Below are 12,600 nucleotides of genomic sequence, written 5' to 3'. Positions count from 1 at the left end.
CTCCTTAAACCGTCAGAACCACGCAGCTGTCCGCATCCCAGCAGAGGCGAACTTCATCGCCCCAGGTCGGCGCGCCTTTGCGATAGCGGTGATCGTTCTGAAGCTGGGCGCTGATCATCTGCCCGCTTTTGAGCCGTACATGATAAATAGAGAGGTCGCCGAGGTAGGCGATGTGCACCACTTCGCCCACCGCAAAGTTGTAGCCATCCGCAGGCGGTTCGTCGCAGAGCATCACTTTTTCCGGACGCAGCGCAACATAAACCGGCACGCCGTCCACGACCGACGCATCCGGGTCCACTTTCAGCGGGTGAAGCAGGCCGGGCGAATCAATCACCAGACCGTCTTCCTGGCGCGCTTTCAGCAGCCCCTCGAAGACGTTGACCGAGCCGATAAATTCCGCGCTGTAGCGGGTGGTGGGATGCTCATAAATCTCTTCCGGCTCGCCGATTTGCACAAACTTGCCGCGGTTCATGATGGCGATGCGGCCCGCCATGGTCATCGCCTCTTCCTGATCGTGGGTCACCATTACGCAGGTCACGCCCACGCGCTCCAGGATATCCACCACTTCGAGCTGCATGCGGTCGCGCAGTTTCTTATCCAGCGCGCCCATGGGTTCATCAAGCAGCAGCAGTTTCGGGCGTTTCGCCAGGCTGCGGGCGAGCGCCACGCGCTGGCGCTGGCCGCCGGAGAGCTGGTGCGGCTTGCGTTTGGCGAACTCCTGCATATGCACGAGGCTTAACATCTCCTGCACGCGGCTGGCGATTTCCGCTTTCGGCAGTTTGTCCTGCTTAAGGCCGAAGGCGATGTTTTGCTCCACGGTCATGTGCGGGAAGAGCGCGTACGACTGGAACATCATGTTGATGGGCCGCTGATAGGGCGGCACATGAGAGAGGTCGACGCCATCCAGCATTATCTGCCCGGTGGTCGGTTGCTCAAAGCCCGCCAGCATGCGCAGCAGCGTGGATTTGCCGCAGCCGGAGGCGCCAAGCAGAGCGAAAATTTCGCCTTTATAAATGGTGAGGCTGACATCGTCTACGGCGTGCTGGCCGTCGAAAGATTTGGTCAGGTTGCGGATTTCCAGCAGCGGGGTAAGCGCCTTGCGGGTTTTCGCCTGGGGGCGAGGGGTAGCATCAGTCACGATTTGCTCTCCGGCAAAACAATAAAACGGTGCGGGCAATGCCGCACAAACGTCTGGACAGAGGCTTGCGACCTCTGTCCAGAAGGGGCGTTAACGCCCGGAGCGGTACCGTTACGCAAAAGCTGGTTTATTTATTTACCACTTTTCACTTTAGTCCACGCGCGGGTTCTTACGCGGTCAATCTTCGGCTCCTGCACCTTAAGTGTGAAGAGCTTGGCAAATACATCGGCAGGCGGGTAGATGCCCGGATTGTCGCGTACCTCTTTGCTCACCAGCGGCGTGGCGGCCTTGTTGCCGCTGGCGTAGTAAACGTGGTCGCTGATGTGAGCCATCACATCCGGGCGCATCAGATAGTTGAGGAACTGATAGGCTTCATCGGTGTTTTTGGCATCTTTCGGCATGGCGAAGACGTCGAAGAAGGCGAGCGCCCCCTCTTTCGGGATGGTATAGGAGATATTCACGCCATTCTTCGCCTCTTTGGCGCGGTTAGCCGCTTGCCATACGTCCCCTGCCCAGCCGATAGCGACGCAAATGTCGCCATTCGCCAGATCGTTGATGTACTGAGAGGAATGGAAGTAACGAATGTTCGGACGCAGCTTCAGCAGCAGATCGGTAGCAGGACCGGTGTAGTCATCCGCTTTGGTGCTGTTCGGGTCTTTGCCCAGGTAGTTCAGCACGGTGGCGAAAATTTCTTCCGGGGCGTCCAGGAAAGAGACGCCGCAGCTTTTCAGCTTAGCGAGGTTTTCCGGCTTCAGCACCAGATCCCAGCTGTTCAACGGCACGTCGGCGCCAAGCGCCGCTTTGACTTTATCGACGTTATAACCAATGCCCGTCGTCGCCCACAGGTAAGGCATGGCGTATTTGTTATCCGGGTCGTGTTTCGCGACCAGCTTGAGAATTTCCGGATCGAGGTTTTTCCAGTTCGGCAGCTTGCTCTTATCGAGCGGCTGGAAGACGCCTGCCGTAAGCTGGCGCTCCAGGAAGCTTGCGGAAGGGACGACGAGGTCAAAGCCGGTGCTGCCCGCCATCAGTTTCCCTTCAAGCACCTCGTTGGAGTCGAACACGTCGTAAACCACTTTAATACCGGTCTCTTTGGTGAAGTTTTCGACCGTATCCGGCGCAATATAATCAGACCAGTTATACACATGCAGCGTCTTTTGTTCGGCCGCCATGGCGGTGGCGGAACATGCCATCAGCACACCGGCAACCACACCCGACAACCATTTTTTACCTTGGGTGGACATATCTGTTTCCTTCTGAATAAAGGGTAAAAGCCCGTTGAGCGAGCTAAATTTACGCATTTAGACATATGCAAAAATCATGCATATCTGTTCACCTGCACAGAAAAAGGACCGGAGGACCTTCGGCAGACGTTGCACGCTTTTCAAACCAGCGCAAGGATAACTGTAGCCCGGTCCCGAGGCTATAGCCCGGTATAAAAAACGCCTTTTATCAATTTTTTAGGCTGAATCGCTCTATGTGATAAGCCAAACTGGCGGTTGAAGCGGTGAAAAATGCTTGAAGAAGAGGCTGGGGACAGAATAAAAAATCAAATTTAGCAGCCGCCCTGGTGGCGACTGCGCTAATAAGAGGCGGGATCAGTGAAGAAAATGGTTATTCACTACGCGGTCGCTTTTTTCCTCTTCCTCAGGCGTGTAAAGCAGCTGCTGCGCGCGGGCTTCCAGAATCACCATGGAGATCTGCTGTTCGCTCTGGCGGAAGAAAGCGGCGAACTGCTCTTCGCTGACGCCCACCTGGGCATGCAGCGCCTGGCAGACGACGAGTTTGGGCAGGTTATCATCCTGAATATCGAGAAACGCTTTTAGCGTCAGCGAACCGGCGTTAATGGCAGAGAGATCCGCGGCCACCGCCAGCAGCGCCGAAGGCTTGACTTCCGCCATGGCGGAAAAGAGCACCACGTTATCGAGCAGATCGATCTTCGCGTCGAAAACGCCGTCGAAATCCTGCATGTGAGGAAGGTGCAGCGCCTGGCAGGTATCGCACTCGAAGAAGCTCACGCCGAGACGGTCGAGCCAGCGGCGCAGGGTGTCCAGAGTCGGGACGACGAGTGAATGCATAAAACCGGATACCTCTTTCAGTAACGATAAAATCAAAAGAGGATAGCTTACGCAAATTCCTCCTTCCATACCACGATTAGCCGCTTATCCGCCCATTTTCAGGCAAAAGTCGGAATTCGCATGCCGCTCCACCCACTCAATCATCCTGGATGCGACATCAATGCCGGTGGTGTTCTCAATCCCCTCCAGCCCCGGCGAGGCGTTAACCTCCATCACCAGCGGCCCGCGCTCGGCGCGAAGAATATCGACGCCCGCCACATCCAGCCCCAGCGTGCGCGCCGCCCGCAGGGCGATTTCACGCTCTTCAGGCGAGATATCGGCAATGCGCGCCACCCCGCCGCGGTGCAGGTTGGAGCGAAAATCGCCCTCTTTCGCCTGCCGCTCAATCGCCGCCACCACGCTGTCGCCCACCACCAGACAGCGTATATCCCGCCCTTTCGCTTCCTTTATATATTCCTGCACCAGAATATGGGCGTTCAGCCCGCGGAAAGCGTCAATCACACTTTCCGCCGCCTGGCGGGTTTCCGCCAGCACCACGCCGATACCCTGTGTGCCTTCCACCAGCTTGACCACCAGCGGCGCGCCGCCCACCATGTCTATCAGGTCGCTGGTGTCATCCGGCGAATGCGCGATGCCAGTCAAAGGCAGGTCGATGCCCTGACGCGCCAGCAGTTGTAATGAGCGCAGCTTATCGCGCGCGCGAGTGATAGCCACCGATTCGTTCAGCGGGTAGCTGCCGAGCATTTCAAACTGGCGAAGCACGGCGGTGCCGTAGAAGGTGATGGCGGAACCGATGCGGGGAATGACTGCATCATAATGGGGCAACTGGCGGCCTTTATAGTGCATGGCCGAAGCCGCCGGGTTGATAGTCATATAGCATGACAGCGGGTCGAGGATCTCAACCTGATGGCCGCGGCGCATGGCCGCTTCGCGCAGGCGTTTACACGAATAGAGCGTACCATCCCGGGACAAAATGGCGATTTTCACCCTGCACCTCTCTGAACAAACATAAATGCCCGCGTATCATACACCCCCCGCGTTTCGCAACGAAGGGGGACGCGTCAAATGGGTTAGCGTGTTGCCCAGCCCTGCTTGTGCAGGTAATCGAGAATAAAAGGACGGCTCTCTTTGATAATGGTGCGACGAATATGATCGCTCCAGGTATCGCGACGGGTATTACTGCCGCGGCTCAGGTAGTAGTGCGCCAGTTCCTCGTCATAGCGGGCAAGCGTCGCCTCGTCTACCGGCTGATAGCTGTTTTCATGCACCACCAGCGAGGCGGGAAGACGCGGCTTCACCTGCGGGTCATCCGCCGGCCAGCCGAGGCACAGGCCAAACAGCGGCAGCACATGCTTTGGCAGCTTAAGCAGCTCGGTTACCGCCTCGATGCTGTTGCGAATGCCGCCGATATAAACGCCGCCTAACCCTAAAGATTCGGCCGCCGTCAGGGCGTTTTGTCCCATCATCGCGGTATCCACCACGCCCAGCAGCAGCTGTTCGGCAAGCCCGAGCTGCGCGTCGGGGCAGATTTGCAGATGGCGATTGAAGTCAGCGCAGAAGACCCAAAACTCCGCCGCCTGAGCCACATGCTGCTGGCCGCCGGTCAGCGTCACCAGCGTTTCACGCAGCGCCGTATCGGTAACGCGAATAATTGAGCTGCACTGCAGGAAGCTTGAGCTTGAGGCAGCCTGGGCGCTGGCGATAATCGCCTCACGCTGGGCTTCGGTGATCGGTTCGTGGGTGTAGTGGCGAATGGAACGGTGGGCGCGTAAAAGATCAATGGTCGGCGTCATCGCGTTTTTCCTTATCCTGGTGAGCGGAAGGACCGGAGCCCGCGTTCATCAGCCGCGGCGCCAGCTGGCGCGCCAGCGCAATCATCAGCGCCACTGCCGCAGGCAATATCAAAGCCACGCCCGCGAAAAGCATTCCCACTATCGCCGCGCCGCTGTTAAACGGCGCAGGCAGCGTCACGTACTGGTTAAATGAGAGTAAAGCCAGCAGCAGCAGCGCCATCCCCACCGCTTCCAGCAGCAGCAGGGATTTGGGAATGACGGGTGAACGCATGGGGAACTCCGGTCGTCAAAGCTCGAAAGTATAACCTGATATTCTGGCGTTGCTTTTAGCCTGAAGAAGCGTTATCAGCGCGTTTCGTAAGGCGCTGCGATAAAAAAACCGGCTTCAGAGCCGGTTTTTCGCCGCATCGTAATGCTTAATCAGCGTCAGTAATAAGAGATAGCACAACGCGCCCAGCGTGCACCAGAAGACCGCGCCGAAGGTCCACGCCACTTCCTGCCAGAACGAGCGTTCGCTTTCGCGCCACATCAAAAACAGCAAAAGACAGAGCGGCGAAGCGAGGATGGCGCCAAGCATCGGTTTCACAACCCGGGCGTTGCGGCAAAACACGCTCGCCACGATGCCTGGCAAAATAAAGAAAAGCATGCCCAAATCCATTCTTCCCTGTATAGGGGAGCCACGGGTTAAAAGCCATTTATGGAAAATGAACACCACAATAAACAGGACGAAACAACAAATGGTCCCCGCCCAGCTTTGTCTTCGCATCAACAGATATCCCCTTGATAATGCCTGTATCGGATTTACTGAAAGCCGCCTTTCAGGGCGCCCAGTCTGATAAAGCGTGGTAGCTATCCTTGCCAAAAAAACGTACTCTATAAGTACACTATTCTTACTAGCCGTTGATCTTCATTGCGATTAAACTAGCCGCTGCGTAATGTTCCGCAGGTGATTTCAGGGCGTGTGAAAATAAGAAAAAACCCTGTCGTTATTGGTGGAAACCTTAGCGCAAAACCCCACCCCTTTCAACAACTTACTAGTAAACAAGAAGTTATCCTCAGTGAATATAAACGTCGCAGATTTGTTAAATGGGAATTACATCCTGTTATTATTTGTGGTGCTCACACTCGGCTTGTGCCTCGGGAAAATACGCCTTGGCTCGGTGCAACTGGGTAATTCCATTGGCGTTTTAGTGGTCTCTTTATTATTAGGCCAGCAGCACTTCGCGATTAACACGAACGCGCTTAATCTCGGCTTTATGCTGTTTATTTTTTGCGTAGGAGTTGAAGCCGGACCCAACTTTTTTTCCATTTTTTTTCGCGACGGTAAGAATTATCTGATGCTGGCGCTGGTTATGGTCAGCAGCGCTCTGCTGATTGCGCTGGGCCTTGGCAAACTTTTTGGCTGGGATATCGGCCTGACCGCCGGGATGCTGGCGGGTTCAATGACCTCAACGCCGGTGCTGGTCGGCGCGGGCGATACGCTAAGGCATTCCGGCATGAGCAACGACCAGCTGGCGGCGGCGCTCGATCACTTAAGCCTCGGCTACGCCCTGACCTATCTTATCGGTCTGGTCAGCCTGATTTTCGGCGCGCGCTATATGCCGAAGCTTCAGCATCAGGATTTACAGACCAGCGCCCAGCAGATAGCGCGCGAGCGCGGGCTGGATACCGACGCTAACCGCAAGGTTTACCTGCCCGTCATTCGCGCTTACCGCGTCGGGCCGGAGCTTGTCGCCTGGGCGGACGGCAAAAACCTGCGCGAACTCGGCATTTATCGCCAGACCGGCTGTTACATCGAGCGCATCCGCCGCAACGGCATTCTGGCGAACCCGGATGGCGACGCGGTGCTGCAGATGGGCGATGAGATAGCGCTGGTGGGCTACCCGGACGCGCACGCCCGCCTTGACCCAAGCTTTCGCAACGGCAAAGAGGTGTTCGATCGCGATCTGCTCGACATGCGCATCGTCACCGAAGAGATTGTGGTGAAAAACCACAACGTCGTCGGCCGCCGTCTGGGGCAGATTAAGCTTACCGATCACGGCTGCTTCTTAAACCGCGTGATCCGCAGCCAGATAGAGATGCCTATCGACGACAACATCGTGCTGAACAAAGGCGACGTGTTGCAGGTGAGCGGCGACGCGCGACGCGTAAAAACTATCGCCGACCGCATCGGCTTTATCTCCATTCACAGCCAGGTGACCGACCTGCTGGCTTTCTGCGCCTTCTTTATTGTCGGCCTGATGATAGGGATGATCACTTTCCAGTTCAGCTCGTTCAGCTTTGGCATCGGCAACGCCGCCGGCCTGCTGTTTGCTGGCATCATGCTCGGCTTTCTGCGCGCCAACCATCCAACCTTCGGTTATATCCCGCAGGGCGCGCTGGTCATGGTGAAGGAGTTCGGCCTGATGGTCTTTATGGCGGGCGTGGGCTTAAGCGCGGGCAGCGGCATCGGCCGCGGGCTTGGCGACGTGGGCGGACAGATGCTGGTGGCGGGCCTGCTGGTGAGCCTGCTGCCGGTGGCTATCTGCTTCCTGTTTGGCGCTTACGTGCTGCGCATGAACCGCGCGCTGCTGTTTGGCGCGATGATGGGCGCACGCACCTGCGCGCCGGCGATGGAAATCATTAGCGACACTGCACGCAGCAATATTCCGGCGCTCGGTTATGCCGGCACCTATGCCATAGCCAACGTGCTGCTGACGCTTGCGGGAACGCTGATTGTGATAATCTGGCCGGGTCTTGGCCTCTGAGAAAGAAAAATAAGAAAATTTTTATGAACGGCAGAACTTTTCGCTTTAGCGTCAGTCTCAATTAGTGCCACTGCTTTTCTTTGATGTCCCCATATTGTGGAGCCCATCAACCCCGCCATCTTGGTTCAAGGTTGATGGGTTTTTTCTTGCCTGAAATCCCCAAAAGCGCAGCACAGCAAGCCTTGATAACGTTCTGGGTTTACCCTTTAACTTTGTCTACAGCCCAGGCGATGAGATACGCCAGTACAAAAAAACCGATAAATCCGCTGAGCTTCCCTCCCCACCCCTCCAGCACAAAAAGGCTGGCAAACGCGGCAACTGAGCAGATGCCGGTTGATAACGCTTCAACCAGGTTAGCTGACGCGATGCCAATGCGTTTGTCGGCAGAGTTCCTTTTGCGCATTATTCATTACCCATATGTTCCTGCAGCGCTTCGCCATAAAAGTAAACCTGACCGAATGCTTTCGCTACGTCGGGAAGATATTACCCAACACTGTTTCTCTGGTTTATTGTTATCGCATTGAATAATAACTACGTGTTTATTTTTTAGCTCTTGCTAAACCGCTTCTGCATGATAAAAAATCCAGACAGCGGGAGTCGGTGAACAAAGCAAAATCAGGAGAAAGGGATGAGTTCAATTACGGAAATGATTAATACGGAGTTTTCTAATGCTCCTGTGGCGACGTTTATCGCCCTGCTCACCTTTGTCGGCGCAGCATTTAAGCTCATCATCAAAATAAAAAATACGCTCTCAAAAACCGAAGAAGAAAATACCCGAACATTAACGCTTGCCGGAATCCCTCTCTTTTGGTTGCGCTTTTTCCTTATTTCTCTTTCCACCAGGAAAACACCAGAAGTTAAAAAACTAGATAAAGCAATGGGTTACATTGCGCTCCTGCTCTTCCTCGGATCGTTTTTATTTACCGGGCCCATTCTTGTTCGCACGGTTAAAACGCCTGAAAACCACACATTGCTAATCTGGAAAGCCACCGGAGAACTTTTTTATATCTCTGACGCCAAAGCGAAGGAATCCACGCTTTTCTCGCCTCCTGCATGGCAGATTAAAAAATCGGATTGCCCGGCGAGTGATGCCCCCGCTTTAAGCCAACACGCCACGCCGTCGCCGGAGGTCGCAAAGGGGATTTGCGACCTGTTTATAACGCAGGAAGGCCGGGAGTATTTAACCCGCTCGATAAAAACATATCCAAAGGGCAAACAGTTTGTTTATGTCATGCTGCCTTTCACTGAGCTTGTATTATTATGGATGGCCGCAGGCTGCGCGTTGCACCTTTATTACAGTGCAAAGCTAAGAAAATATATTTTAGACGAGCAGGAAAAAGCGTTGAGCTATGTAAGGTAAGCGCTGGCCTCCTTTTCAGAGAAGCGCTTACTCCACTGGCGCTTGCCGTTATATTCTCGTTGCTGCTATGAAAACAGCCTATTCCACCCGCGCGAGCCTCAACACCATCTCCCGAATCTCCGCCTCGCTCAGCGGCTTTCTGTCGACCACATAATGCAGCGTCATTCCCTCGATGAACGCGTCCAGCGCACGCGCGGTGATGGGGTCGAACCAGACTTCGAGGATCTGCTGGCTGCGCTGCATCCACGCCTGCATGATGGCCTTTAACGCCGGGCGGCGGTTGGCATAGGCGTAAAGCTGGTACATCAGCTCCATATTTTCCGGCGTGGTGATTTGCGCGCCGCAAATCACCTGCGTCAACGCCTCGCACGCTTCCTGCGGGCTGGCGGCCTTCGCCAGGTAATCCTGGTAGGTTTGCGACATGTCGCGGGCGAAGCCGCTCAGCGCTTCCTCCAGCAGGGCGTCGATACCGGTAAAGTAGTAAGTCATTGAGCCGAGCGGCACTTCCGCCCGCTGGGCGATTTTGCGATGCGTAACGCCGCTAATGCCATATTCCGCAATGGCTTCAAGCGTGGCGCGTAAAATGCGCTCGCGGCGCGGCGGTTCCCCGATGGCGGATAAATTCATTACTCTCACTCGCTAAGTCGTCATGTACAAATGTACACTTCGTTGCTACTGTTGTCTTACCTTTTCTGTCGTCAGGGATGCTTATGTCGCCACTCTCAACCCGCCAGGCGCTGCGTCGTCGCACCTGGTCACTGTTTATCTTCTTCTTTCTGCCTGGTCTTATCATGGCGTCATGGGCCACGCGTACTCCCGCCATCCGCGATGTGCTGGCCGTTTCCACGGCGGAGATGGGCGTGGTGCTGTTTGGCCTCTCCGTGGGCTCCATGAGCGGCATTCTCTGCTCGGCCTGGCTGGTGAAGCGGTTTGGCACGCGTAAGGTCATTCGCGCCGCCATGCTGATGGGGGTGGCTGGCATTATTATCATGAGCAGCGCGCTCTGGTTCGGCGTCGCGCTGCTCTTCTCCTTAGGGCTGGCGGTGCTCGGCGGGGGCCTGGGCTCGGCAGAGGTGGCGCTGAATGTCGAAGGGGCGATTGTTGAGCGCGAACTGGGTAAAACCGTGCTGCCGATGATGCATGGTTTTTTCAGCCTCGGCACGCTGGTGGGCGCAGGCATCGGCATGACGCTGACGGCGTTAAATTTTCGCGCCGACTTCCATATCCTGCTGGCGGGGCTGGTCACCATCGTGCCGGTTTTCATCGCGCTGCGCGCCATTCCTGAAGGGGTCGGCAAAGAGAGCGCCGAAGAGAAAAAACAAAACGCGATCAACCGCCGCCCCTTTTATAAAGACATCCAACTGCTGCTGATTGGCGTGGTGGTGCTGGCGATGGCGTTTGCCGAAGGGTCGGCCAATGACTGGCTGCCGCTATTGATGGTGGACGGCCACGGCTTTAGCCCCACTTCCGGCTCGCTTATCTATGCAGGCTTTACGCTTGGCATGACGCTGGGCCGCTTTTTCGGCGGCTGGTTTATCGACCGCTACAGCCGGGTGGCGGTGGTGCGCGCCAGCGCCCTGATGGGCGGGCTTGGCATTGCGCTGATTATTTTTGTCGACAGCGCCTGGGTTGCGGGCGCATCGGTGATCTTGTGGGGGCTTGGCGCCTCGCTCGGCTTCCCGCTGACCATTTCGGCGGCAAGCGACACCGGTCCGGATGCGCCAACGCGCGTAAGCGTGGTCGCCACCACCGGCTATATCGCTTTCCTGGTGGGACCGCCGCTGCTCGGCTTCCTCGGCGAACACTATGGCCTGCGCAGCGCGATGCTGGTGGTGCTGAGCCTGATTGCCATCGCCTTCCTGGTTTCCCGTGCGGTGGCGAAACCCGAGCGCGCCGAATGGCAGGAAGAGGAAAACGCCGCGTGCCGCTAGCGGCGGCGCTATCCTTTCAGCAGCGCCAGAATGGTTTCCGGCGCTTGCCTGGCCTGCGCCATCAGCGCGCTGCCCGCCTGTTGCAGGATTTGCGCCCGGGTCATGTTGCTCACCTCCTGGGCGTAATCCGTATCTTCAATGCGGCTGCGCGCCGCTTCGGTCGCCACCTTTCCTTCCAGCACCGTGCTTTTCGCGCTGGCAAACGCATTAGTGAGGCTGCCGTAAGTGCTCCGGTAGCCGTTCACCTTCTCCAGCGCCGCGTCGAGTTTGCCCATCGCCTGGCTGGCGTTTTGCTGATTATCAAACTTCAGGTCGCTGATACCCAGCGTGACCGTATCGGCTGGCGTGACGGGAATAGTTTTGGTTTCAAGCGGTTGGCCGAAATCGGCGCTGACCACAATTTGCGTCTCGCTGCTGGTGGGTCTGGTATCCGGCGCCTGCGTAGGTGTCGGAAGCTGGCTCCATGTCATGCTGCCAGTAAAAGAACCGGTGCCCACCACCATCACAATCAGGTCTTCGGTCACGCTATCAATAGCGATTCGCTCTTTATAATGACCCGGCGAAACGGTGCCATTGTTGGGCCAGCCGGTTGCCGGGGTTTCATACCGGTCTCCGTCGCCGCTATAGGTAATATTCATCCCGTTCAGCGATGCGGTCACGCTACCGTTAAGGTTATAAAACGCGCCTCCCTGGGTCAGGTGCGCATCGTTGTAAGTCGCGCCGGCAGTAAAGCCGTTCTCTTCGGTAATGATTTTCATACTGGCATCGGCGGAATTATTTACGCCATTGCTTCGCCAGGTAAAATCGCGAGTGGCGCCATTCCCATTAATGGGCGTGCCTATCAAATGGCTCCCATCACGGCTAAAAATCTGCAAATCGTCATCCATCCAGCCGGAATCGATTTCGAGCTCGATATCTTTCGCCCCGGCGGGGATATAAGCGAAAGGCACACGTCCCGAAGTAAAAACATAACCTTGTCCTGCTACAGGCAGACGTTGGTTAACCGTCGGAACCTCACCCAACTGTACCGGTGGAGGCGCTGGATGGCTTGCCGCCGCCAGCGGGTATTTGCCGAACACCGTCGTACCGTAAGCAATTTGGTCGATGGTTTCGCTTATCTTCTGGAATTCATTCTGAATACTGGCGCTGTCTTGCGGCGAGAGCGTGCCGTTTGCCGCCTGCACCGCCAGCGTTCTGGCGCGGATGAGCAAATTATTAATCTCATCCAGTCCGCCTTCCGCCGTTTGCATCAGGCTGACGCCATCGTCGATATTGCGCGCCACTGCGCCGCTGGCATTGATATTCGCGCTCATGCGGTTAGCGATAGCCAGCCCTGCGGCGTCATCGCTGGCGCTATTAATGCGCATACCGGAAGCGAGCCGGGTGATAGCCTGACCCAGCGCCGATTCGCTGCTGCGTTGTTGTGCCGCCGCATAAGGGGACATCAGGGAATAAAGGGTCGTCATGCTCTTTTAGAAAACACACTATAGTTGCCGTCATGACTACTATCGGCCTGACTGAAACGACGCTTTAGCGAAAAATTTGCATTAAGT

At 56.2% G+C, this 12,600-nt stretch carries 13 protein-coding genes; 3 read left to right on the top strand and 10 right to left on the bottom strand.

Going from position 1 to position 12,600, the window contains the following annotated elements; genetic code table 11:
• Positions 1-4: 4 nt before the first annotated feature.
• From potG to ybjM, 7 genes are all read right to left on the bottom strand, one after another.
• Positions 5-1,138: a putrescine ABC transporter ATP-binding subunit PotG gene (gene potG / locus ACU4F7_RS07300; RefSeq protein ID WP_024556037.1), complete on the bottom strand. Its 1,134-nt coding sequence runs from the start codon at positions 1,136-1,138 to the stop codon at positions 5-7.
• Between the two features lie 131 nt (positions 1,139-1,269).
• Positions 1,270-2,382 (bottom strand): spermidine/putrescine ABC transporter substrate-binding protein PotF, encoded by a 1,113-nt coding sequence (gene potF, locus ACU4F7_RS07295; RefSeq protein ID WP_024556036.1) that lies wholly within the window; start codon positions 2,380-2,382, stop codon positions 1,270-1,272.
• A 354-nt stretch (positions 2,383-2,736) separates the two neighbouring features.
• Positions 2,737-3,216, bottom strand: coding sequence for a type III secretion system chaperone family protein (locus ACU4F7_RS07290; RefSeq protein WP_024556035.1), 480 nt, complete (start codon positions 3,214-3,216; stop codon positions 2,737-2,739).
• 84 nt (positions 3,217-3,300) lie between these two features.
• A complete protein-coding gene (gene rimK / locus ACU4F7_RS07285; protein WP_024556034.1) occupies positions 3,301-4,203 on the bottom strand; it encodes a 30S ribosomal protein S6--L-glutamate ligase in 903 nt (300 codons plus the stop codon).
• An 83-nt stretch (positions 4,204-4,286) separates the two neighbouring features.
• The gene (gene nfsA, locus ACU4F7_RS07280) at positions 4,287-5,009 is read right to left on the bottom strand and encodes a nitroreductase NfsA (protein ID WP_029592345.1); all 723 of its coding nucleotides are present in this window, start codon (positions 5,007-5,009) and stop codon (positions 4,287-4,289) included.
• A complete protein-coding gene (locus ACU4F7_RS07275; RefSeq protein ID WP_029592344.1) occupies positions 4,993-5,280 on the bottom strand; it encodes a DUF1418 family protein in 288 nt (95 codons plus the stop codon). Before ACU4F7_RS07275 ends, nfsA begins: the two co-directional genes overlap by 17 nt.
• A gap of 114 nt (positions 5,281-5,394) precedes the next feature.
• Positions 5,395-5,775 (bottom strand): inner membrane protein YbjM, encoded by a 381-nt coding sequence (gene ybjM / locus ACU4F7_RS07270; RefSeq protein ID WP_029592343.1) that lies wholly within the window; start codon positions 5,773-5,775, stop codon positions 5,395-5,397.
• A gap of 292 nt (positions 5,776-6,067) precedes the next feature.
• On the opposite strand from ybjM, the gene ACU4F7_RS07265 reads away from it, so the two are divergent.
• Positions 6,068-7,756 (top strand): aspartate:alanine antiporter, encoded by a 1,689-nt coding sequence (locus ACU4F7_RS07265; RefSeq protein ID WP_029592342.1) that lies wholly within the window; start codon positions 6,068-6,070, stop codon positions 7,754-7,756.
• 199 nt (positions 7,757-7,955) lie between these two features.
• Here ACU4F7_RS07265 and ACU4F7_RS07260 read toward each other — a convergent pair whose 3' ends face one another.
• Positions 7,956-8,159, bottom strand: coding sequence for a hypothetical protein (locus tag ACU4F7_RS07260; RefSeq protein WP_481638340.1), 204 nt, complete (start codon positions 8,157-8,159; stop codon positions 7,956-7,958).
• Between the two features lie 225 nt (positions 8,160-8,384).
• On the opposite strand from ACU4F7_RS07260, the gene ACU4F7_RS07255 reads away from it, so the two are divergent.
• The gene (locus tag ACU4F7_RS07255; protein WP_481638339.1) at positions 8,385-9,116 is read left to right on the top strand and encodes a DUF6216 family protein; all 732 of its coding nucleotides are present in this window, start codon (positions 8,385-8,387) and stop codon (positions 9,114-9,116) included.
• 78 nt (positions 9,117-9,194) lie between these two features.
• On the opposite strand, the gene ACU4F7_RS07250 is transcribed toward ACU4F7_RS07255, so the two are convergent.
• Positions 9,195-9,743 carry a TetR/AcrR family transcriptional regulator gene (locus ACU4F7_RS07250; RefSeq protein WP_029592338.1) on the bottom strand — a complete coding sequence of 183 codons (549 nt, stop codon included), beginning with the start codon at positions 9,741-9,743 and terminating at the stop codon, positions 9,195-9,197.
• A gap of 83 nt (positions 9,744-9,826) precedes the next feature.
• Between ACU4F7_RS07250 and ACU4F7_RS07245 the strand changes: the two genes are divergently transcribed.
• The gene (locus ACU4F7_RS07245) at positions 9,827-11,047 is read left to right on the top strand and encodes an MFS transporter (RefSeq protein WP_029592337.1); all 1,221 of its coding nucleotides are present in this window, start codon (positions 9,827-9,829) and stop codon (positions 11,045-11,047) included.
• Between the two features lie 8 nt (positions 11,048-11,055).
• Here the strand turns inward: ACU4F7_RS07245 and ACU4F7_RS07240 are convergent, their stop codons facing one another.
• Entirely contained in the window at positions 11,056-12,513 is a 1,458-nt protein-coding gene (locus ACU4F7_RS07240) for a flagellin N-terminal helical domain-containing protein (protein WP_481638338.1), read from the bottom strand.
• Positions 12,514-12,600 lie beyond the last annotated feature (87 nt).

It is taken from the genome of Franconibacter pulveris, from assembly GCF_056780215.1.
Note: the sequence above shows the minus strand (reverse complement) of the source record. Positions and strands in the feature narration are given on the sequence as shown.

Excerpts from the sequence above, each read along its gene's own strand:
- ybjM (WP_029592343.1), bottom strand. The coding sequence starts at position 5,775 with ATGCGAAGACAAAGCTGGGCGGGGACCATTTGTTGTTTCGTCCTGTTT.
- nfsA (WP_029592345.1), bottom strand. The coding sequence starts at position 5,009 with ATGACGCCGACCATTGATCTTTTACGCGCCCACCGTTCCATTCGCCAC.
- ACU4F7_RS07275 (WP_029592344.1), bottom strand. The coding sequence starts at position 5,280 with ATGCGTTCACCCGTCATTCCCAAATCCCTGCTGCTGCTGGAAGCGGTG.
- ACU4F7_RS07290 (WP_024556035.1), bottom strand. The coding sequence starts at position 3,216 with ATGCATTCACTCGTCGTCCCGACTCTGGACACCCTGCGCCGCTGGCTC.
- ACU4F7_RS07250 (WP_029592338.1), bottom strand. The coding sequence starts at position 9,743 with ATGAATTTATCCGCCATCGGGGAACCGCCGCGCCGCGAGCGCATTTTA.
- ACU4F7_RS07240 (WP_481638338.1), bottom strand. The coding sequence starts at position 12,513 with ATGACGACCCTTTATTCCCTGATGTCCCCTTATGCGGCGGCACAACAA.
- ACU4F7_RS07245 (WP_029592337.1), top strand. The coding sequence starts at position 9,827 with ATGTCGCCACTCTCAACCCGCCAGGCGCTGCGTCGTCGCACCTGGTCA.
- ACU4F7_RS07260 (WP_481638340.1), bottom strand. The coding sequence starts at position 8,159 with ATGCGCAAAAGGAACTCTGCCGACAAACGCATTGGCATCGCGTCAGCT.
- potF (WP_024556036.1), bottom strand. The coding sequence starts at position 2,382 with ATGTCCACCCAAGGTAAAAAATGGTTGTCGGGTGTGGTTGCCGGTGTG.
- ACU4F7_RS07255 (WP_481638339.1), top strand. The coding sequence starts at position 8,385 with ATGAGTTCAATTACGGAAATGATTAATACGGAGTTTTCTAATGCTCCT.